This window comes from Streptomyces hundungensis, assembly GCF_003627815.1.
Lineage (GTDB): Bacteria > Actinomycetota > Actinomycetes > Streptomycetales > Streptomycetaceae > Streptomyces > Streptomyces hundungensis_A.
Genome location: NZ_CP032698.1, coordinates 2,401,573 through 2,422,340, shown reverse-complemented (window position 1 = coordinate 2,422,340; position 20,768 = coordinate 2,401,573). Strand labels below are relative to the sequence as shown.

Sequence of the window (20,768 nt, the reverse complement as noted above, 5' to 3'; positions counted from 1 at the left end):
TCATGGGTGGAACGTTGACTATTCGGCACCAGTTGGTTCGGTGGGTTTGCGAGTACTGCTTCGGCGTGGAAAGCGAACACATCAACTGGCTGGACCGGGCACGCTGTTGGGTATCTGAAGGTACGGCCGAAAGGCTGCCTTCAGTGCCGGCCCCAGTGAACTCGAACCGTTTGGTTCGGGGTGGTGGGTGGCTGGTCGTTGTTTGAGAACTGCACAGTGGACGCGAGCATCTGTGGCCAAGTTTTTAAGGGCGCACGGTGGATGCCTTGGCACCAGGAACCGATGAAGGACGTGGGAGGCCACGATAGTCCCCGGGGAGCCGTCAACCAGGCTTTGATCCGGGGGTTTCCGAATGGGGAAACCCGGCAGTCGTCATGGGCTGTCACCCATACCTGAACACATAGGGTATGTGGAGGGAACGAGGGGAAGTGAAACATCTCAGTACCCTCAGGAAGAGAAAACAACCGTGATTCCGGGAGTAGTGGCGAGCGAAACCGGATGAGGCCAAACCGTATGCGTGTGATACCCGGCAGGGGTTGCGCATGCGGGGTTGTGGGATCTCTCTTTCACAGTCTGCCGGCTGTGAGACGAGTCAGAAACCGTTGGTGTAGGCGAAGGACATGCGAAAGGTCCGGCGTAGAGGGTAAGACCCCCGTAGCTGAAACATCAACGGCTCGTTTGAGAGACACCCAAGTAGCACGGGGCCCGAGAAATCCCGTGTGAATCTGGCGGGACCACCCGCTAAGCCTAAATATTCCCTGGTGACCGATAGCGGATAGTACCGTGAGGGAATGGTGAAAAGTACCGCGGGAGCGGAGTGAAATAGTACCTGAAACCGTGTGCCTACAAGCCGTGGGAGCGTCGCTGTATGTGCTTGCACATACAGTCGTGACTGCGTGCCTTTTGAAGAATGAGCCTGCGAGTTAGCGGTGTGTAGCGAGGTTAACCCGTGTGGGGAAGCCGTAGCGAAAGCGAGTCCGAATAGGGCGATTGAGTTGCACGCTCTAGACCCGAAGCGGAGTGATCTAGCCATGGGCAGGTTGAAGCGGCTGTAAGAGGTCGTGGAGGACCGAACCCACCAGGGTTGAAAACCTGGGGGATGACCTGTGGTTAGGGGTGAAAGGCCAATCAAACTCCGTGATAGCTGGTTCTCCCCGAAATGCATTTAGGTGCAGCGTCGTGTGTTTCTTGCCGGAGGTAGAGCACTGGATAGGCGATGGGCCCTACCGGGTTACTGACCTTAGCCAAACTCCGAATGCCGGTAAGTGAGAGCGCGGCAGTGAGACTGTGGGGGATAAGCTCCATGGTCGAGAGGGAAACAGCCCAGAGCATCGACTAAGGCCCCTAAGCGTACGCTAAGTGGGAAAGGATGTGGAGTCGCAGAGACAACCAGGAGGTTGGCTTAGAAGCAGCCACCCTTGAAAGAGTGCGTAATAGCTCACTGGTCAAGTGATTCCGCGCCGACAATGTAGCGGGGCTCAAGCGTACCGCCGAAGTCGTGTCATTCCAGCATATAGGGCCAACGCCTGCTGGGATGGGTAGGGGAGCGTCGTGTGCCGGGTGAAGCCGCAGCGGAAGCTAGTGGTGGACGGTTCACGAGTGAGAATGCAGGCATGAGTAGCGATACACACGTGAGAAACGTGTGCGCCGATTGACTAAGGGTTCCTGGGTCAAGCTGATCTGCCCAGGGTAAGTCGGGACCTAAGGCGAGGCCGACAGGCGTAGTCGATGGACAACCGGTTGATATTCCGGTACCCGCTTTGAAACGCCCAGTATCGAATCAGGCGATGCTAAGCCCGTGAAGCCGTTCCGGACCCTTCGGGGAAAGGAAAGTGGTGGAGCCGGTGACCCAGACTTGTAGTAGGTAAGCGATGGGGTGACGCAGGAAGGTAGTCCAGCCCGGGCGGTGGTTGTCCCGGGGTAAGGGTGTAGGACGTTGTCTAGGTAAATCCGGACAACACATAGTCTGAGACCTGATGCCGAGCCGATTGTGGTGAAGTGGATGATCCTATGCTGTCGAGAAAAGCCTCTAGCGAGTTTCATGGCGGCCCGTACCCTAAACCGACTCAGGTGGTCAGGTAGAGAATACCGAGGCGTTCGGGTGAACTATGGTTAAGGAACTCGGCAAAATGCCCCCGTAACTTCGGGAGAAGGGGGGCCATCACCGGTGATAGCACTTGCTGCTTGAGCTGGGGGTGGCCGCAGAGACCAGCGAGAAGCGACTGTTTACTAAAAACACAGGTCCGTGCGAAGCCGTAAGGCGATGTATACGGACTGACGCCTGCCCGGTGCTGGAACGTTAAGGGGACCGGTTAGTCACATTTCGGTGTGGCGAAGCTGAGAACTTAAGCGCCAGTAAACGGCGGTGGTAACTATAACCATCCTAAGGTAGCGAAATTCCTTGTCGGGTAAGTTCCGACCTGCACGAATGGCGTAACGACTTCTCGACTGTCTCAACCATAGGCCCGGTGAAATTGCACTACGAGTAAAGATGCTCGTTTCGCGCAGCAGGACGGAAAGACCCCGGGACCTTTACTACAGTTTGATATTGGTGTTCGGTTCGGCTTGTGTAGGATAGGTGGGAGACTTTGAAGCGGCCACGCCAGTGGTTGTGGAGTCGTCGTTGAAATACCACTCTGGTCGTGCTGGATGTCTAACCTCGGTCCGTGATCCGGATCAGGGACAGTGTCTGATGGGTAGTTTAACTGGGGCGGTTGCCTCCTAAAGAGTAACGGAGGCGCCCAAAGGTTCCCTCAGCCTGGTTGGCAATCAGGTGTTGAGTGTAAGTGCACAAGGGAGCTTGACTGTGAGACCGACGGGTCGAGCAGGGACGAAAGTCGGGACTAGTGATCCGGCGGTGGCTTGTGGAAGCGCCGTCGCTCAACGGATAAAAGGTACCCCGGGGATAACAGGCTGATCTTCCCCAAGAGTCCATATCGACGGGATGGTTTGGCACCTCGATGTCGGCTCGTCGCATCCTGGGGCTGGAGTCGGTCCCAAGGGTTGGGCTGTTCGCCCATTAAAGCGGTACGCGAGCTGGGTTTAGAACGTCGTGAGACAGTTCGGTCCCTATCCGCTGCGCGCGCAGGAACATTGAGAAGGGCTGTCCCTAGTACGAGAGGACCGGGACGGACGAACCTCTGGTGTGCCAGTTGTCCTGCCAAGGGCATGGCTGGTTGGCTACGTTCGGAAAGGATAACCGCTGAAAGCATCTAAGCGGGAAGCCTGCTTCGAGATGAGTGTTCCCACCTCCTTGAGAGGGTAAGGCTCCCAGTAGACGACTGGGTTGATAGGCCAGATGTGGAAGCCCGGTAACGGGTGGAGCTGACTGGTACTAATAGGCCGAGGGCTTGTCCTCAGTTGCTCGCGTCCACTGTGTTTGTTCTGAAGCAATGAACTCCCGCATGCCCCTGTTGGGGTGTGTGCCGGTTGAGTTCAACTTCATAGTGTTTCGGTGGTCATAGCGTTAGGGAAACGCCCGGTTACATTCCGAACCCGGAAGCTAAGCCTTTCAGCGCCGATGGTACTTCAGGGGGGACCCTGTGGGAGAGTAGGACGCCGCCGAACAATCTTTCAACGCTGGTCCCTGAACTTCGGTTCGGGGGCCAGCGTTTTTTTGTGCCCGCTCACCCGGCGTTCATCTGGCACTGGGACGATCCGCAGTCATGGGAATGACAGGAGCGCTCAAGGCCGCCGGAGTCGCGAACGGTGCCGAGGTGATCGTGCCGGCGTACGACACCGGCGAGTTGGCCCGGGCTGTCGTCGCCGCCGGGGCCGCCCCGGTGTTCGCCGACATAGATCCGCTGACCTACTGTCTGGCCCCCGCCGCGATAGGCCGGGCCGTCACGTCCAGGACCGCCGCTGTCGTGCTCGTCCACCGTTTCGGGCATCCGGCCGACACCGCCGCCTGCGCTGAACTGGCCGCCGGACACGGGGTGTTGCTTCTCGAAGTCGAAGAGCAGGATGGTGCTGAGGCTGGCGGTGACCTCGCCCAAAGGCGTGAGCGGGCGCGGTACTTGGACCGTCGGCTCGTCGGGGTGCGCACCCCCGTGCCCGTCGAGGGCCATCGCTATCAGCGGTATGTCGTGCGGGTGCCCGGCAATGGCCGGCCCGATCGGGACGCGCTCGCACGGTGGTTGCGGCGGCGCGGGGTCGGGTGCGAGGTGCCCGTGCCCATTCCCGTACACAGGATGCGGGAGTTCCGGCGGGACGGACTTGTGCTGGCGGAGACCGAGCGGGCCGCGGACGAGACGCTCGCGCTGCCCCCGCTCGACCGGCTTTCCCCCGCGGAATTGCGGCGGTTGGTCTCCGTCTGCGACGAACTGGGCGGGCTGCTGCAACCCGCATAGCCGGAACGCGTGACCGTGGTTCGGAACGCCGTCTGGTTCGGGGTATGCTTTATCTCGTTGGTGAGGGGGAAACCCCGAAACAACAACCGGCCCCTATAGCTCAGTCGGTAGAGCGTCTCCATGGTAAGGAGAAGGTCTGCGGTTCGATTCCGCATGGGGGCTCCAGCAAGTGAAAGGCCCCGCCCATTGGGCGGGGCCTTTCACGTATCCCCTCGGGGTTATCGCTTGTCCTGCTCGGGGATGCGCATGGTCAGGATCGCCATGTCGTCGGAGGCCGGTTCGGCGGCGAACCGCTCGACTGCTCGCAGGACACGGGCCGCGACCGCGCCCGCCGTCAGACCCGTGCACGTGGCGAGGACATCGGCCAGACCGTCGTCGCCGAGCATGCGCGTGCCCTCGCGGCGCTCGGTGATGCCGTCCGTGACGCACAGCAGGACGTCGCCCGGGTCGAGGGTGATCGTCTGCTCGTACAGCTCCAGGTCGTCCATCACGCCCAACAGGGGCTGCGGGTCCGCGGCCGGCTCCACCGAACCGTCCTGGCGCAGGCGCAGCGGGAGCGGGTGGCCGGCACACACGATCTTCAGGATGGCACTGCCGTCCTCCTGGGGCCACAACTCCCCGTACAGGAGCGTCAGGAAGCGGCTGCGGGCGCCCTCGTCGAGGATCGCCGCGTTGAGGCGCTCCAGGACGGCGGGCCCGCCGAAACCCTCGCGGGCGAGCAGGCGCAGGGCGTGCCGGGCGAGCCCGGTGACCGCGGCGGCCTCCGGGCCCGTACCGCAGACGTCGCCGATGGCGAAGCCGTACGCCCCGTCCCGGATGGGGAAGAGGTCGTAGAAGTCGCCGCCCACCTCGTTGCCCTCGCCGGCGGCGCGGTAGATGACCTCCACCTCGACGCCCGGGATCTGGGGCAGGCCGGGCGGCAGCAGGGAGCGCTGGAGGGAGCGGCTGATGGCCATGCGCTCGGAGTACAGCCTTGCGTTGTCCAGGGCGAGGGCGGCGCGGCGGGAGAGGTCCTCGGCGAGTTCGAGGATCTCCTGGCGGAAGTGGTCGTCCGAGGGCTTGCCCAGGGTCAGCATGCCGATGACGCGGTTGCGGGCGACGAGCGGCAGGACGACGGTCTCGCCGCCGACCGCGGCCGCCGTCGACAGTGTCGTGCCGAGGCCGCCGCCGGTGTGCGGGCTGCCGTTGCGGCCGAGGTCGCGCATGGAGATGCGCAGCGCCGCCTGGTGCGCGGCTTCGCCCGGCGCGGCCCAGACGCGCGCTCCGGGGGTGGGAACGGGCTCCGGCGGGTTGATCTTGGACAGCAGGGCCTTGAGGCCGTCGATGCGTTCCTCGTCCTCGTGGAGCACATAGGAGAGGTACGGGTCGGAGGCCTGGTCGGCGATGGTGTAGACGGCACACCAGGTGGCCAGGGTGGGAACGGTCATCTGGGCCATGAGGGCGAGCGTCTGGTCGCGGTCCAGGGTGCCGGCCAGCAGGTCGGAGGCTTCGACGAGGAAGCTCAACGAGCCCCTGCGCAGGCGTTCCAGCTCGCCCAGGCGGGCCGATTCGACGGCGAGCGCGATCCGGTCGGCGGCGAACTGGAGGCGCAGGGCCTCCTCGTTGGAGTAGCGCCCAGGCGATTCGGCGGCGACGCCGAGGGAGCCGGTGAGGCGGCCCTCGACCTTCAGCGGGACGGTGACGACGGAGCGCATGCCGGTGCTGTCCAGGAGCGGCACGGCTCCGGGGACCGCCGCGAGGTCCTCGTGGACGGCGGGCATGCGCGCCGAGCCGTACCGGCCGGTGCCGGCTTCGACGGGGACACGGGCGAATCGCTGGCGGGCGGAGGGCAGGCCCGTGGTGGCCCGCACCTCCAGCTCGGTCTCGTCGTCGGTGGCGAGGAGCAGGAAGGCCGAGTCGCCGTCCAGCATGTCGCGGGCGCGCTCCACGGTGCGCTGGAGCAGGCCGTCGAGGTCGTCGGGGGCGGGGGAGCCGATGAAGACCTCGAACGGGTCGGCGCTGCGGTTCTCGCCCAGGGCGGCCGGGTCGGCGGCGGGCGGGCGCACCGGGGTCTGGAGGACCGCCCGCTCGTCGTCGCGTACCAGCAGACAGACCGTGGAGGGCTCGCCCTCGGTGTCGCGGACGCGCAGGTGCGAGGCGTACACCGGAACGACGCGGCCGTCGGCGCCCCTTATCCCGTATGTGCCTTCCCAGCGCGAGAGTTGGAGGGCCTCGACGATGCCGGTGGAGGTGCCGGGGGTGTGCGGCCAGGCCGCGAAGTCGGTGAGCGCCTTGCCGGTGACCTGCTCGGCGGCGTAGCCGAAGAGTTCCTCGGCGTCCTCGTTCCAGGCGCGGACCGCGCCGGCCCGGTCGATCTGTACGACCGCGACCCGGACCCGGCCGTCGGTGACGGGCAGCAGTGCGGTCGGCAGGGCGGGACCGGCCGAGCGGGTGCCCACCGCCCGGTTGGGCAGGTCGAGTTGGAACCAGACGTTCTTCCTGGTCGGGGTGTACTCGACGCCCCAGCGGGAGGCGAGGGCGGCGCAGAGCAGCAGGCCGCGGCCGTTCTCGCGGTCGGGTCCGGCGATGTCGGCGGGGGAGCCGAGGAGCGGAACCTCACGTTCGGGGTAGCGGTCGGCGACCTCGACGCGTACGCCGTCGTCGGCGCGCAGGCACAGGACGTCCGCCTTGGTGCCGGCGTGGACCACCGCGTTGGTGACGAGCTCGCTGGTCAGGACGACGGCGTCGTCCACGACGTCCGCGTACCCCCAGCCCTGGAGGGTGTCCCGGACGAAGGCGCGGGCGATCGCGACCGACCGCCCGACAGGGTCGAAGCTGGCTGCCGCCCGCGCGGTGATCACAGAACTCCTCGTACGCGTCTCGACGCCCGGATTTCCTTGCCGGGGCTCCGGAACGTGCCCTCCGGGAATCAACAGTCCCACGTCGGCCCGCCCCCTCCGGTGTCCCCTGGTCGTCCTCGGTGCCGCCCACCCCGTGCCAAACCGGTCAAAGGGTACGATCCGCCCTCTTGCCGGGCGGACCGGGGCGGCTGGACAGCCGGAAGCCAGGTTACTTACCTTCAGCGTCCGAGCGGATGCCGGTCACCAGTGTTTCCGCCCTCCGTGTGCGGGGACGGATATGCGAAGCTGCCGAACTGTTATGGCCTGGTTCGGCCATGGTGAAACACTGGGCATGCTTCCGGAGACAGCCCGGTGGCGGTCAACCCTTGCGGGAGGGACACGGTGGAGTCTGGCGCAGCGGCGCGGGGCGTAAGCACGCGCGCGAAAGACGATCAGTCCCGGACTCAACGGGCTCGGAGCCACAGGCAACGTGGGGGCAATGGAACGACCGAGGTGGACACGGCGGCCCTGCAACGGCTGCTCGCGGCGCTCGCCTCGATGCGGGACGGAAACTTCCGCAAGCGCCTGACGGTCTCGGGCGAGGGGGTGATGGCGGAGATCTCCGCCGTCTTCAACGAGGTCGCCGACCGCAATCTCCATCTGACCGGTGAGATCGCCCGCGTCCGCAGGATGGTGGGGCGCGAGGGGAAGCTGACCGAGCGCCTGGAGAACGGCGCCTGCGAGGGCTCCTGGGCGGCCGCGATCGACGCGTCCAACGCCCTGGTGGACGATCTCGCACGGCCGGTCTCCGAGGTCGGGCGGGTCCTGTCGGCGGTGGCCGACGGCGACCTGGAACAGCGGATGGATCTGCGCTCGCACGGCAGCGACGGCGCCGAGCGCCCGCTGCGCGGCGAGTTCCTCAAGGTGGGGCGGACCGTCAACAACCTGGTCGACCAGTTGTCGGCCTTCACCGATGAGGTGACGCGGGTCGCCCTCGAAGTCGGTACGGAGGGCAAGCTCGGCGGTCAGGCCCAGGTGCGCGGCATGTCCGGTTCCTGGAAGGATCTGACGGATTCGGTCAACACGATGGCGTACCGGCTGACGGCCCAGGTACGTGACATCGCTCTCGTTACGACGGCGGTCGCCAAGGGCGATCTGTCGCGCAAGGTCACCGTGCACGTGGCCGGCGAGATGCTTCAGCTGAAGAACACCGTCAACACCATGGTCGACCAGCTGTCCTCCTTCTCCTCCGAGGTCACCCGCGTCGCCCGCGAGGTGGGCACCGAGGGTGAGCTCGGCGGTCAGGCGCAGGTCCCGGGCGTGGCCGGGGTGTGGAAGGACCTCACCGACTCCGTCAACGTGATGGCGACGAACCTCACCGCCCAGGTGCGCGGAATCGCCCAGGTGACCACGGCCGTGGCCAGCGGTGACCTCTCGCAGAAGGTCACCGTCAACGCGCGCGGCGAGGTCGCGCAGCTCGCGGAGACCATCAACCAGATGACCGAGACGCTGCGTACGTTCGCGGACGAGGTCACCCGGGTCGCCAACGAGGTCGGCGCGGAGGGGCTCCTCGGCGGGCAGGCGCAGGTGCCCGGCGCGGCGGGGACGTGGAAGGACCTGACGGACTCCGTCAACACCGTCTTCCGCAATCTGACGACGCAGGTGCGGGACATCGCGCAGGTGACGACGGCGGTCGCGAGCGGTGACATGAGCCAGAAGGTCACCGTGGACGTGGCCGGCGAGATGCTGGAGCTGAAGAACACCGTCAACACGATGGTCGACCAGCTCCAGTCGTTCGGCTCGGAGGTGACCCGCGTCGCCCGCGAGGTCGGCATCGAGGGACGGCTCGGCGGGCAGGCCGAAGTGCCGGGCGCGGCCGGCACCTGGAAGGACCTCACCGACTCCGTCAACACCGCGTTCCGCAACCTCACCGGACAGGTGCGCGACATCGCCCAGGTGACGACGGCGGTGGCCAACGGCGATCTGTCGCAGAAGGTCACCGTCGATGTCGCGGGCGAGATGCTGGAGTTGAAGAACACCGTCAACACGATGGTGGCGCAGCTCTCCAACTTCGCCGACCAGGTCACGCGGATGGCCCGGGACGTGGGCACCGAGGGCCGGCTCGGCGGCCAGGCGCGCGTCGACGGCGTCTCCGGCACCTGGAAGGAACTCACCGACTCCGTCAACTTCATGGCGGGGAACCTGACGTCGCAGGTGCGCCAGATCGCCCAGGTGACGACGGCGGTGGCCCGGGGTGACCTGTCGCAGAAGATCGACGTGGACGCGCGCGGCGAGATGCTGGAGCTGAAGAACACCATCAACACGATGGTCGACCAGCTCTCCGCCTTCGCCGAGCAGGTCACCCGGGTGGCCCGGGAGGTCGGCACCGACGGCCGGCTCGGCGGCCAGGCCCAGGTGCCCGGCGTCGCCGGGGTGTGGCGCGATCTGACGGACTCCGTGAACGGCATGGCCGGCAACCTCACGGCGCAGGTGCGCAACATCGCCCAGGTCGCCACGGCGGTGGCCCGGGGCGACCTGTCGCAGAAGATCGACGTGGACGCGCGGGGCGAGATCCTCGAACTCAAGAACACGCTCAACACGATGGTCGACCAGCTCTCCAACTTCGCCGAGCAGGTGACCCGCGTCGCCCGTGAGGTGGGCACCGAGGGCATTCTGGGCGGCCAGGCCGAGGTGCAGGGGGTCTCCGGCACCTGGAAGGACCTCACCCAGTCCGTCAACTTCATGGCCAACAACCTGACGTCCCAGGTGCGCAACATCGCCGAGGTGACGACGGCCGTCGCCGAGGGCGACCTGTCCAAGAAGATCACCGTCGACTCCAAGGGCGAGATCCTGGAGCTGGTCACGACCGTCAACACGATGGTCGACCAGCTCTCCAACTTCGCCGACGAGGTGACCCGGGTCGCCCGTGAGGTGGGCACCGAGGGCATCCTGGGCGGTCAGGCCCGGGTGCGCGGGGTCACCGGCATCTGGAAGGACCTCAGCGACAACGTCAACCTGATGGCCGCGAACCTGACGACCCAGGTGCGCAACATCTCCCGGGTCTCGGCGGCGGTCGCCAACGGAGACCTCACCAAAAAGGTGACGGTCGAGGCGCGCGGCGAGGTCGCCGAACTCGCCGACACCGTCAACACCATGGTGACGACGCTGTCGTCCTTCGCGGAGCAGGTCACCAAGGTGGCCCGTGAAGTGGGCACCGACGGCATCCTGGGCGGCCAGGCCCGGGTGCCCGGCGTCTCCGGCACCTGGAAGGACCTCACCGAGTCGGTGAACTCCATGGCCGACAACCTCACGGGCCAGGTGCGCCAGATCGCCACCGTCACCACCGCCATCGCGCAGGGCGACCTCACCAAGAAGATCGACATCGATGCGCGCGGCGAGATCCAGGAGCTGAAGAACACCATCAACACGATGGTCGACCAGCTGTCCTCGTTCGGCCAGGAGGTCACCCGGGTCGCCCGCGAGGTGGGCACCGAGGGCCAGTTGGGCGGCCACGCCCGGGTGCGGGACGTGGACGGGACCTGGCGCGACCTCACCGAGTCGGTGAACGAGATGGCCGGCAACCTGACCCGTCAGGTCCGTGCGATCGCGGCCGTCGCGACCGCGGTGACGCGCGGCGACCTCAATCTGAAGATCGACGTGGACGCGGCGGGCGAGATCCAGGCCCTCCAGGACAACATCAACACGATGATCGCCAACCTGCGGGACACCACCGTCGCCAACAAGGAGCAGGACTGGCTCAAGGGCAACCTGGCCCGTATCTCCGGCCTGATGCAGGGCCGGCGCGACCTCGACGACGTGGCCTCGCTGATCATGACCGAGCTGACGCCGGTCGTCTCGGCGCAGCACGGCGCGTTCTTCCTGGCCATGCCGACGGGCGGCTCCTCGGAGGTCAGCGCGGAGGGCGACGGCTCGTACGAGCTGCGGATGCGCGGGAGTTACGGATACTCGGCCGGCTCCATGCCGACCTCGTTCCGCCCCGGCGAGACCCTGATCGGCACGGCCGCCGAGGAGAAGCGGACGATCCTGGTGGAGAACGTGCCTCCGGGCTACCTCAAGATCTCCTCCGGGCTCGGCGAGGCGCCGCCCGCGCATGTGATCGTGCTGCCGGTCCTCTTCGAGGGCAAGGTGCTCGGAGTGATCGAGCTGGCCTCGTTCCAGCCGTTCACCCACATCCAGAAGGACTTCCTCAACCAGATCGCCGAGATGATCGCGACCAGCGTCAACACCATCTCGGTCAACTCCAAGACCGAGGTGCTGCTCAAGCAGTCGCAGGAGCTCACCGAGCAACTGCGCGAGCGCTCGGCGGAGTTGGAGAACCGGCAGCGGGCGCTCCAGGCCTCCAACGCAGAACTGGAGGAGAAGGCCGAGCTGTTGGCCCAGCAGAACCGGGACATCGAGGTGAAGAACACCGAGATCGAGGAGGCCCGGCAGGTCCTGGAGGAGCGCGCCGAACAACTCGCCGTCTCCATGCGCTACAAGTCCGAGTTCCTCGCCAACATGTCGCACGAGCTGCGTACGCCGCTCAACTCCCTGCTCATCCTCGCCAAGTTGCTCGCCGACAACGCGGAGGGCAACCTCTCGCCCAAGCAGGTCGAGTTCGCCGAGACGATCCACGGGGCGGGATCCGACCTGCTCCAGCTGATCAACGACATCCTCGACCTGTCCAAGGTCGAGGCCGGCAAGATGGACGTCTCGCCGACCCGGATCGCGCTGGTGCAGCTCGTCGACTACGTGGAGGCCACCTTCCGCCCGCTCACCGCGGAGAAGGGGCTCGACTTCTCGGTACGCGTCTCGCCCGAGCTGCCCGCGACCCTGCACACCGACGAGCAGCGCCTGCTCCAGGTGCTGCGCAACCTGCTGTCCAACGCGGTGAAGTTCACCGACAGCGGCGCCGTGGAGCTCGTCATCCGCCCGGCCGGAACCGATGTGCCGCACGCCATCCGCGAGCAGCTCCTGGAGGCCGGCTCGCTGCGCGACGCCGACGCCGACCTGATCGCCTTCTCGGTCACCGACACCGGCATCGGGATCGCGGCCGGCAAGATGCGGGTCATCTTCGAGGCGTTCAAGCAGGCGGACGGCACCACCAGCCGCAAGTACGGCGGCACCGGCCTCGGCCTGTCCATCAGCCGGGAGATCGCGCGGCTGCTCGGAGGCGAGATCCACGCGGCGAGCGAACCGGGCCGCGGCTCCACCTTCACCCTCTATCTCCCGCTCCACCTCAGCGAGTTGCCCCCCCAGGGCTACCCGCAGCTCGCACCCGGCGCCACGGAGAACACGGGCGGACTCGCCATCGAGGCCTCCCGTCCCCAGCAGCACTCCCCGTACGACGGCGGCCCCGAGGGCGCCCCCCAGGTGTCGCAGCCGGGCACCGCCGGGCTGTTCCGGCGCCGCCGCAAGGCACTGGGCGCCGAGAGCCAGAAGGAGACCGTGCCCGGGCAGGCGGCGGGAGCGGGCGAGAGCTGGGAGGAGCCGGAGCGGGCACCCGCGCGGACGTTCCACTTCGCCGGCGAGAAGGTCCTCATCGTCGACGACGACGTACGCAACGTCTTCGCGCTGACCAGCGTCCTGGAACAGCACGGGCTTTCGGTGCTGTACGCGGAGAACGGGCGGGAGGGCATCGAAGTCCTCGAACAGCACGAGGACACCGCCGTCGTTCTGATGGACATCATGATGCCCGAGATGGACGGCTATGCGACGACGTCGGCGATCCGCAGGATGCCGCAGTTCGCCGGGCTGCCGATCGTCGCGCTCACCGCGAAGGCGATGAAGGGGGACCGGGAGAAGGCCCTGGAGTCGGGAGCCTCCGACTACGTGACCAAGCCGGTCGACCCCGATCACCTGCTCTCCGTGATGGAGCAGTGGATGCGGGGGAAGTGAACGCCGGTCGGTCGGCACCACCGCGGCGGTGCTGACCGACCGTGTCCGGGAGCGTGTGAGCCGAAGGTATTCGGGGAACCTTCTGGTCTCCCACTACGTTTCTGCTACGTGCACAGTGACATCGCGGTGACAGGGTGTGGCGACCGGCGGGGTGCGGCTACCATGACCGGCACAAGGGCGGGCGGCGCAAGGGAGTCGTCCCCTGGGGCGGCGCCCGGTGCACTGCCGGGACGAGGAGGGCGGGCCATGGTGCAGAAGGCCAAGATCCTCCTGGTCGATGACCGGCCGGAGAATCTGCTGGCGCTGGAGGCCATCCTCTCTGCGCTCGATCAGACACTGGTGCGGGCATCGTCAGGGGAGGAAGCGCTCAAAGCGCTGCTTACGGACGATTTCGCGGTCATTCTGCTGGACGTCCAAATGCCGGGAATGGACGGGTTCGAGACCGCCGCGCACATCAAGCGGCGCGAGCGCACGCGGGACATCCCGATCATCTTCCTCACGGCCATCAACCACGGCCCCCACCACACCTTCCGCGGTTACGCGGCGGGCGCCGTGGACTACATCTCGAAGCCGTTCGACCCCTGGGTGCTGCGCGCCAAGGTGTCCGTCTTCGTCGAGCTGTACATGAAGAACTGCCAACTGCGTGAGCAGGCGGCCCTGCTGCGGCTCCAGCTGGAGGGCGGCGCCCAGGGCGGCGCGGCCAAGGAGTCGGCGGGCCTGCTCGCCGAACTCTCCGCACGGCTCGCGGCAGTTGAGGAACAGGCCGAGGCGCTGTCCAAGCAGCTCGACGACGACTCGGCGGACGCCGTGGCGGTCGCCACCGCCGCCCACCTGGAGCGCAAGCTCACCGGCCTGCGGCGGGCGTTGGACGCCCTGGAGCCCGGCACCGGCGGCGCGCCCACCCTCCCCTCGCAGAACTGACGGCCCAGGACCTGACGCCGCGTTCTCCTGACGTGGCGTCAGCGCCCTTGGTGCGTACGGCACCCAACGGGTGGGGCGCACGACACGGACGGGTGAAGCCGTAGGCACACGTGTCCACCGGCGCCGACCCAGGTAACCTCAGCACCATGGCCTCACGTACGTCCGGCAAGGGTTCCCAGGGCACGGCGGGCACCGCGAAGCGCACCGGCCGTACCCCGGCGAAGAAGGTCGCGCCCGCGAAGAAAGCCGCGGCCCCCAAAGCGCCCGTCAAGAAGACCGCCCCCAGGAGGGCGCCCGCGAAGAAGGCGGCCGCCGCAAGGCCCGCACCCAAAGCCGCAGCGTCCCCCACCGGGGGCGTGTACCGGCTCGCGCGCGCCGTCTGGCTCGGCGCGGCCCACGCGGTCGGCGCGCTGTTCCGCGGCATAGGACGCGGCGCGAAGGGACTCGACCCCGCCCACCGCAAGGACGGCGTCGCGCTGCTGCTGCTCGGCCTCGCGCTGATCGTCGCAGCCGGCACCTGGTCCAACCTGCGCGGACCGGTCGGAGAGCTCGTGCAGATGCTGGTGACCGGCGCCTTCGGCCGGCTCGACGTGGTGGTGCCGCTGCTGCTCGGCGCCATCGCGATCCGGCTCATCCTCTATCCCGAAAAACCCGAGGCCAACGGCCGGATCGTCATCGGTCTGTCCGCCCTCGTGCTCGGCGTGCTCGGCCAGGTCCACATCGCGTGCGGCTCACCGGGCCGCAACGACGGCACCGACGCCATGCAGGACGCGGGCGGTCTGATCGGCTGGACCGCGTCCAAGCCGCTCGAATTCACCCTGGGCGACGTGCTCGCCGTACCCATGCTGGTCCTGCTCACCGTCTTCGGTCTGCTCGTGGTCACCGCGACACCGGTCAACGCCATCCCGCAACGCCTGCGGCTGCTCGGCGTCCGCCTCGGCGTCATCGAACCCCTCCCGCACGAGCTGGCCGAGGAGGAGCTGTACGACGACGAGTGGCGCGAGGCCGAGCCCGCCCCGCGCACCCGGCGCCGCCCGGTGGGCCCCGTCGAGCACGACCCGGCAGACGCCGAGGAGCAGGCGCTGTCGCGGCGCCGCAAGCCCCGGCGGTCCTCCGTGCAGCCCGCGTTCGAGAACGGGCTCGACCCCGTCGACGTGGCCGCCGCAGCGGCCGCCGCCCTGGACGGCGCCGTCCTCAACGGCCTGCCCCCCTCGCCCGTCGTCGCCGACCTCACGCAGGGCGTCACCGGCGAACGGGAGAAGGAGCCCACCCCGCTGCCGACCGCCCGGGCCGCCGAGACCGCGCCGCCCAAGGCGCCGAAGGCCACACCGGGCGCGCCCCCGGTCGTCCCGGACCTGACGAAGCCGCCGCGCGAGGCCACCGAGCCGCTGCCGCCGCGCGCCGAACAGCTCCAGCTCGCCGGGGACATCACCTACGCGCTGCCCTCGCTCGACCTCCTGGAGAAGGGCGGCCCCGGCAAGACGCGCAGCGCCGCCAACGACGCGGTCGTCGCCTCCTTGCAGAACGTCTTCATGGAGTTCAAGGTCGACGCGAACGTCACCGGCTTCACCCGCGGCCCGACGGTCACGCGCTACGAGGTCGAGCTCGGGCCGGCCGTCAAGGTCGAGCGCATCACCGCCCTCGCCAAGAACATCGCGTACGCCGTCGCCAGCCCCGACGTGCGGATCATCTCCCCGATCCCGGGTAAGTCGGCCGTGGGCATCGAGATCCCCAACACCGACCGCGAGATGGTCAACCTCGGTGACGTGCTGCGCCTCGCGGACGCGGCCGAGGACGACCATCCGATGCTGGTGGCGCTCGGCAAGGACGTCGAGGGCGGCTATGTCATGGCCAACCTCGCCAAGATGCCGCACGTCCTGGTGGCCGGAGCCACCGGTTCCGGAAAGTCCTCGTGCATCAACTGCCTCATCACCTCGGTGATGGTGCGGGCGACCCCCGAGGACGTCCGTATGGTGCTCGTCGACCCCAAGCGGGTGGAGCTGACGGCGTACGAGGGCATTCCGCACCTCATCACGCCGATCATCACCAACCCGAAGCGGGCCGCCGAGGCGCTCCAGTGGGTCGTGCGCGAGATGGACCTGCGCTACGACGACCTCGCCGCGTTCGGCTTCCGTCACATCGACGACTTCAACGAGGCCATCCGCAACGGCAAGGTGAAGCTGCCCGAGGGCAGCGAGCGTGAGCTGACGCCGTACCCGTACCTGCTGGTGATCGTGGACGAGCTCGCCGACCTGATGATGGTCGCGCCGCGTGACGTGGAGGACGCGATCGTCCGCATCACCCAGCTCGCCCGCGCCGCCGGCATCCACCTGGTGCTTGCCACCCAGCGGCCCTCGGTCGATGTCGTCACCGGCCTGATCAAGGCGAACGTCCCCTCGCGGCTCGCGTTCGCCACCTCCTCGCTCGCCGACAGCCGGGTCATCCTCGACCAGCCGGGCGCCGAGAAGCTGATCGGCAAGGGCGACGGTCTCTTCCTGCCGATGGGCGCGAACAAGCCGGTCCGCCTCCAGGGCGCCTTCGTCACCGAGGGCGAGATCCAGGCCGTGGTCCAGCACTGCAAGGACCAGATGGCCCCCGTCTTCCGGGACGACGTCACCGTGGGGACCAAGCAGAAGAAGGAGATCGACGAGGAGATCGGCGACGACCTCGACCTGCTGTGCCAGGCCGCCGAGCTGGTGGTCTCCACCCAGTTCGGCTCGACGTCGATGCTCCAGCGCAAGCTCCGGGTCGGCTTCGCCAAGGCGGGCCGGCTGATGGACCTGATGGAGTCGCGGAACATCGTCGGGCCGAGCGAGGGCTCCAAGGCGCGCGACGTCCTGGTCAAACCGGACGAACTCGACGGAGTGCTGGCGGTGATCCGGGGGGAGACTCCCTGAGCGTGCCGGGGAGCCGGCCGCGGCGGGGGCGGGGGAGCGGTCGGGGGGGTACGGCGCCGGCTGACCGCCATCCGGCCCAAACAGCACTCGTACGGGATCCCCGAGCAACCGTTTCCCTTGGTCGTACGTCAAGTTGAGGGAGAGGTGGAAGCAAGTGTGGTCTGTGTTCCGTTGTGCGGGGTACGGCCATACCGATGGCGTACAAACTCCGCTCCACCGGTTGCCCCACTCTTTCGTACCCCCCCTAGACTGAACATCCAGCAGGTGGCTCACGCTCGAAAGGCGCCCCCGTGTCCATCGGCAACTCTCCCGAAGACGACCGGCCTTCGATCGCAGACGACGGGCCATCGATCGGTCGTGTACTTCAGCAGGCCCGTATCGCCGCCGGACTGACGGTCGACGAGGTCAGTTCCACCACGCGGGTGCGCATCCCCATCGTGCACGCGATCGAGCAGGACGACTTCTCGCGGTGCGGCGGCGACGTGTACGCGCGCGGCCACGTCCGCATCTTCGCCCAGGCCGTGGGCCTGGATCCGGCTCCGCTGGTCGAGCAGTACGACGCCGACCACGGCGGCCGTCCCGCACCGACCCCGGCGGCCCCTCTCTTCGAGGCGGAACGCATCCGCCCCGAGGCGCGCCGGCCCAACTGGACCGCCGCGATGGTGGCCGCGATCGTCGTGGTCGTCGGCTTCGTCGGCTTCACCATGTTCAGCGGCGGCAGCGACAAGAAGAACACCTCCGTCGCCGAGGGCCCCGCCCAGCAGAAGCCCCCGTCGCAGGCCCCGGCCAACCCCAGCCCCCTTCCCTCCAAGCCGGCCGAACCCAAGCCGACCCCCTCCCCCTCGGACAGCGCCATCGCCGCCGTCCCCGCCGACAAGGTCACCGTCAAGGTCACCGCGATCAACGACAAGAGCTGGATCTCGGCCAAGGACCACAACGGCAAGATGCTCTTCGACGGCCTGCTCCAGAAGGGCGAGGCCCAGACCTTCCAGGACGGCCAGCAGGTCGACCTGATCCTCGGCAATGCCGGGGCCATCGAGCTCTACGTCAACGGCAAGAAGATCGACAGCAAATTCGAGGACGGCCAGGTCGAGCGCCTGAGCTACACCAAGGGCGACCCCCAGGTCGGCTGAGCCGCCCGCCCCCGGGCCCGCGCCCACGACCCTCGCGGCGGGGGCGTGGGCCAGGACAAAGTAGTCTTGAGTCCATGCCCGAACGCCGCACCGTCGCCCTTGTCACTCTTGGCTGCGCCCGTAACGAGGTGGACTCGGAGGAGCTCGCAGGCCGCTTGGCAGCGGACGGCTGGGAGCTCGTCGAGGACGCATCGGACGCGGACGTCGCCGTCGTCAACACCTGTGGATTCGTCGAAGCCGCCAAGAAGGACTCCGTCGACGCCCTCCTCGAAGCCAACGATCTGAAGGATCACGGCAAGACCCAGGCCGTCGTCGCGGTCGGCTGCATGGCCGAGCGCTACGGCAAGGATCTCGCCGAGGCGCTCCCGGAGGCCGACGGCGTCCTCGGCTTCGACGACTACGCCGACATCTCCGACCGCCTCCAGACCATCCTCAACGGCGGCATCCACGCCTCGCACACCCCGCGCGACCGGCGCAAGCTGCTGCCGATCAGCCCGGCCGAGCGCCAGGGCGCCCCCGAGGTGGCGCTGCCCGGACACGCCCAGGACACCCCGCCCGAGGACCTCCCCGAAGGCGTCGCACCGGCCTCCGGGCCGCGTGCCCCGCTGCGGCGCAGGCTCGACACCAGTCCGGTCGCCTCCGTGAAGCTGGCCTCCGGCTGCGACCGTCGCTGCTCGTTCTGCGCCATCCCCTCCTTCCGCGGCTCCTTCATCTCGCGCCGCCCCAGCGATGTGCTCGGCGAGACCCGCTGGCTGGCCGAGCAGGGCGTCAAGGAGGTCATGCTGGTCTCCGAGAACAACACCTCCTACGGCAAGGACCTCGGCGACATCCGGCTCCTGGAGACGCTGCTGCCCGAGCTCGCCGAGGTCGAGGGCATCGAGCGGGTCCGGGTCAGCTACCTCCAGCCCGCCGAGATGCGGCCGGGCCTCATCGACGTACTGACGTCGACCGACAAGGTCGTGCCCTACTTCGACCTGTCCTTCCAGCACTCGGCGCCCGGCGTGCTGCGCGCGATGCGGCGCTTCGGTGACACCGAGCGGTTCCTCGAACTGCTCGACACGATCCGCGCCAAGGCCCCCACGGCCGGTGTGCGGTCCAACTTCATCGTCGGCTTCCCGGGCGAGACCGAGGAGGACTTCAAGGAGCTGGAACGCTTCCTCACCGCGGCCCGCCTCGACGCCATCGGCGTCTTCGGCTACTCCGACGAGGAGGGCACCGAAGCGGTCGGCTACGAGGGCAAGCTCGACGAGGACACCATCGCCGAACGGCTCGCCCACCTCTCGCGCCTCGCCGAGGAGCTCACCGCGCAGCGCGCCGAGGAGCGCATCGGCGACACCGTGCGCGTCCTGGTCGAGAGCGTCGACGACGAGGACGGGGCGGTCGGCCGCGCCGAGCACCAGGCCCCCGAGACCGACGGCCAGGTCGTCTTCACCGAAAGCGCCGGACTCGCGCCCGGCCTTATGGTCGAGGCCAAGGTCGTCGCCACCGAAGGCGTCGACCTCGTGGTCGAGCTCGTTGGCGGGGTTGAGGAGGCGGGCAGATGACCGGAGTCCCGGCATCGACGGCGGGCGGTACCGGCCGGACGCCGGCGCCCGGCGGCAAGCTGGGTGCTGCGGCCGTCAACCAGGCCAGCCTCTGGAACATCGCCAACATCCTCACCATGATCCGGCTCGTGCTCGTGCCGGGCTTCGTCATGCTGCTGCTCGCCGACGGCGGCTATGACCCCGCGATGCGGGCCTGGGCGTGGGCGGCCTTCGCCGTCGCCATGATCACCGACATCTTCGACGGGCATCTGGCACGCACGTACAACCTGGTCACCGACTTCGGGAAGATCGCCGACCCGATCGCCGACAAGGCGATCATGGGGGCCGCGCTGATCTGTCTCTCGCTCCTCGGCGATCTGCCGTGGTGGGTCACCGGCGTCATCCTCTTCCGGGAACTGGGCATCACGCTCCTGCGTTTCTGGGTCATCCGGCACGGAGTGATTCCGGCCAGCCGCGGTGGCAAGCTCAAGACCCTCGCCCAGGGCACCGCGACCGGCATGTACGTGCTGGCGCTGACCGGCCCGCTGGCCACGCTCAGGTTCTGGGTGATGGCGCTGGCCGTGGTGCTCACGGTCGTCACGGGGCTCGACTACGTGCGCCAGGCGATCGTGCTGAGGCGCCAGGGGCTCGCGGCGCAGCGTGCCGCCGGGGGGCCCGCGTCGTGAACGAGGCGGCCCGGCTCATCCGACTGCTCACGGAGCGTGAGCAGACCCTGGCGGTGGCGGAGTCCCTGACGGGCGGCCTGGTGGCCGCGGAGCTGACGTCGGTGCCCGGCGCCTCGCGCGTCTTCCGCGGCTCGGTGACGGCGTACGCGACCGAACTGAAGCGGGTCGTCCTCGGGGTGGACGGGACTCTTCTGGCCGAGCGCGGAGCCGTCGACGCGGAGGTCGCGCAGCAGATGGCGGCGGGGGTCCGGGACGTGCTCGGCGCGAGTTGGGGGATCGCCACCACCGGCGTCGCGGGACCCGATCCCCAGGACGGAAAGCCGGTGGGAACGGTATACGTTTCGGCCGTTGGCCCCTCGGGATCGAACAAAACCGTCGCGTTGCGGTTGAACGGCGACCGGGCGGAAATCCGTAAAGAGAGTGTACGCAGCGTGCTCGAACTGCTCTCCAGTGAACTGCGCAAGGATGAGCGGGCACAGGATACGGAACAGAACGGGGGGATTTGATGTTTGCAGCCCTGAGTGAACACGACATCGCTCCCC

General features: G+C 67.8%; 9 protein-coding genes, 1 tRNA gene and 2 rRNA genes. 11 read left to right on the top strand and 1 reads right to left on the bottom strand.

From position 1 onward, the window contains the following. Positions 1 to 234: 234 nt before the first annotated feature. From DWB77_RS10760 to DWB77_RS10745, 4 genes are all read left to right on the top strand, one after another. A 23S ribosomal RNA gene (locus tag DWB77_RS10760) occupies positions 235 to 3,358 on the top strand. A 92-nt stretch (positions 3,359 to 3,450) separates the two neighbouring features. After that, positions 3,451 to 3,567, top strand: a 5S ribosomal RNA gene (rrf, locus tag DWB77_RS10755). A 98-nt stretch (positions 3,568 to 3,665) separates the two neighbouring features. Then, complete coding sequence (locus DWB77_RS10750) at positions 3,666 to 4,349, top strand: DegT/DnrJ/EryC1/StrS family aminotransferase (protein ID WP_120721039.1); 684 nt, start codon at positions 3,666 to 3,668, stop codon at positions 4,347 to 4,349. A gap of 89 nt (positions 4,350 to 4,438) precedes the next feature. Then, positions 4,439 to 4,514 (top strand) — tRNA-Thr (locus DWB77_RS10745). Positions 4,515 to 4,567: 53 nt separating this feature from the next. On the opposite strand, the gene DWB77_RS10740 is transcribed toward DWB77_RS10745, so the two are convergent. Further along, positions 4,568 to 7,189, bottom strand: a complete 2,622-nt coding sequence (locus tag DWB77_RS10740; protein ID WP_342777941.1) for a SpoIIE family protein phosphatase — start codon at positions 7,187 to 7,189, stop codon at positions 4,568 to 4,570. A gap of 381 nt (positions 7,190 to 7,570) precedes the next feature. Here DWB77_RS10740 and DWB77_RS10735 point away from each other — a divergent pair, with 381 nt between their 5' ends. The 7 genes from DWB77_RS10735 to DWB77_RS10705 all read left to right on the top strand — a co-directional run bounded on the left by DWB77_RS10735 (position 7,571) and on the right by DWB77_RS10705 (position 20,732). Further along, a complete protein-coding gene (locus tag DWB77_RS10735; protein ID WP_174248533.1) occupies positions 7,571 to 13,066 on the top strand; it encodes a HAMP domain-containing protein in 5,496 nt (1,831 codons plus the stop codon). A gap of 246 nt (positions 13,067 to 13,312) precedes the next feature. After that, on the top strand, positions 13,313 to 13,987 hold the full coding sequence (locus DWB77_RS10730) for a response regulator (protein ID WP_120721036.1): 675 nt from the start codon (positions 13,313 to 13,315) through the stop codon (positions 13,985 to 13,987). 146 nt (positions 13,988 to 14,133) lie between these two features. Further along, positions 14,134 to 16,884 carry a DNA translocase FtsK gene (locus DWB77_RS10725; protein ID WP_120721035.1) on the top strand — a complete coding sequence of 917 codons (2,751 nt, stop codon included), beginning with the start codon at positions 14,134 to 14,136 and terminating at the stop codon, positions 16,882 to 16,884. Between the two features lie 290 nt (positions 16,885 to 17,174). Further along, positions 17,175 to 18,017: a helix-turn-helix domain-containing protein gene (locus tag DWB77_RS10720; RefSeq protein ID WP_120721034.1), complete on the top strand. Its 843-nt coding sequence runs from the start codon at positions 17,175 to 17,177 to the stop codon at positions 18,015 to 18,017. Between the two features lie 74 nt (positions 18,018 to 18,091). Then, positions 18,092 to 19,561, top strand: a complete 1,470-nt coding sequence (rimO, locus tag DWB77_RS10715) for a 30S ribosomal protein S12 methylthiotransferase RimO (protein WP_120721033.1) — start codon at positions 18,092 to 18,094, stop codon at positions 19,559 to 19,561. Beyond that, the gene (gene pgsA, locus DWB77_RS10710; protein ID WP_120721032.1) at positions 19,558 to 20,226 is read left to right on the top strand and encodes a CDP-diacylglycerol--glycerol-3-phosphate 3-phosphatidyltransferase; all 669 of its coding nucleotides are present in this window, start codon (positions 19,558 to 19,560) and stop codon (positions 20,224 to 20,226) included. The genes rimO and pgsA overlap by 4 nt, the downstream gene beginning before the upstream one ends. Then, the gene (locus DWB77_RS10705) at positions 20,223 to 20,732 is read left to right on the top strand and encodes a CinA family protein (protein WP_120721031.1); all 510 of its coding nucleotides are present in this window, start codon (positions 20,223 to 20,225) and stop codon (positions 20,730 to 20,732) included. Before pgsA ends, DWB77_RS10705 begins: the two co-directional genes overlap by 4 nt. Positions 20,733 to 20,768: the final 36 nt, after the last annotated feature.

Coding starts and splice junctions, on each gene's coding strand:
- DWB77_RS10750 (WP_120721039.1), top strand. CDS start 3,666: ATGGGAATGACAGGAGCGCTCAAGGCCGCCGGAGTCGCGAACGGTGCC.
- DWB77_RS10730 (WP_120721036.1), top strand. CDS start 13,313: ATGGTGCAGAAGGCCAAGATCCTCCTGGTCGATGACCGGCCGGAGAAT.
- DWB77_RS10725 (WP_120721035.1), top strand. CDS start 14,134: ATGGCCTCACGTACGTCCGGCAAGGGTTCCCAGGGCACGGCGGGCACC.
- rimO (WP_120721033.1), top strand. CDS start 18,092: ATGCCCGAACGCCGCACCGTCGCCCTTGTCACTCTTGGCTGCGCCCGT.
- pgsA (WP_120721032.1), top strand. CDS start 19,558: ATGACCGGAGTCCCGGCATCGACGGCGGGCGGTACCGGCCGGACGCCG.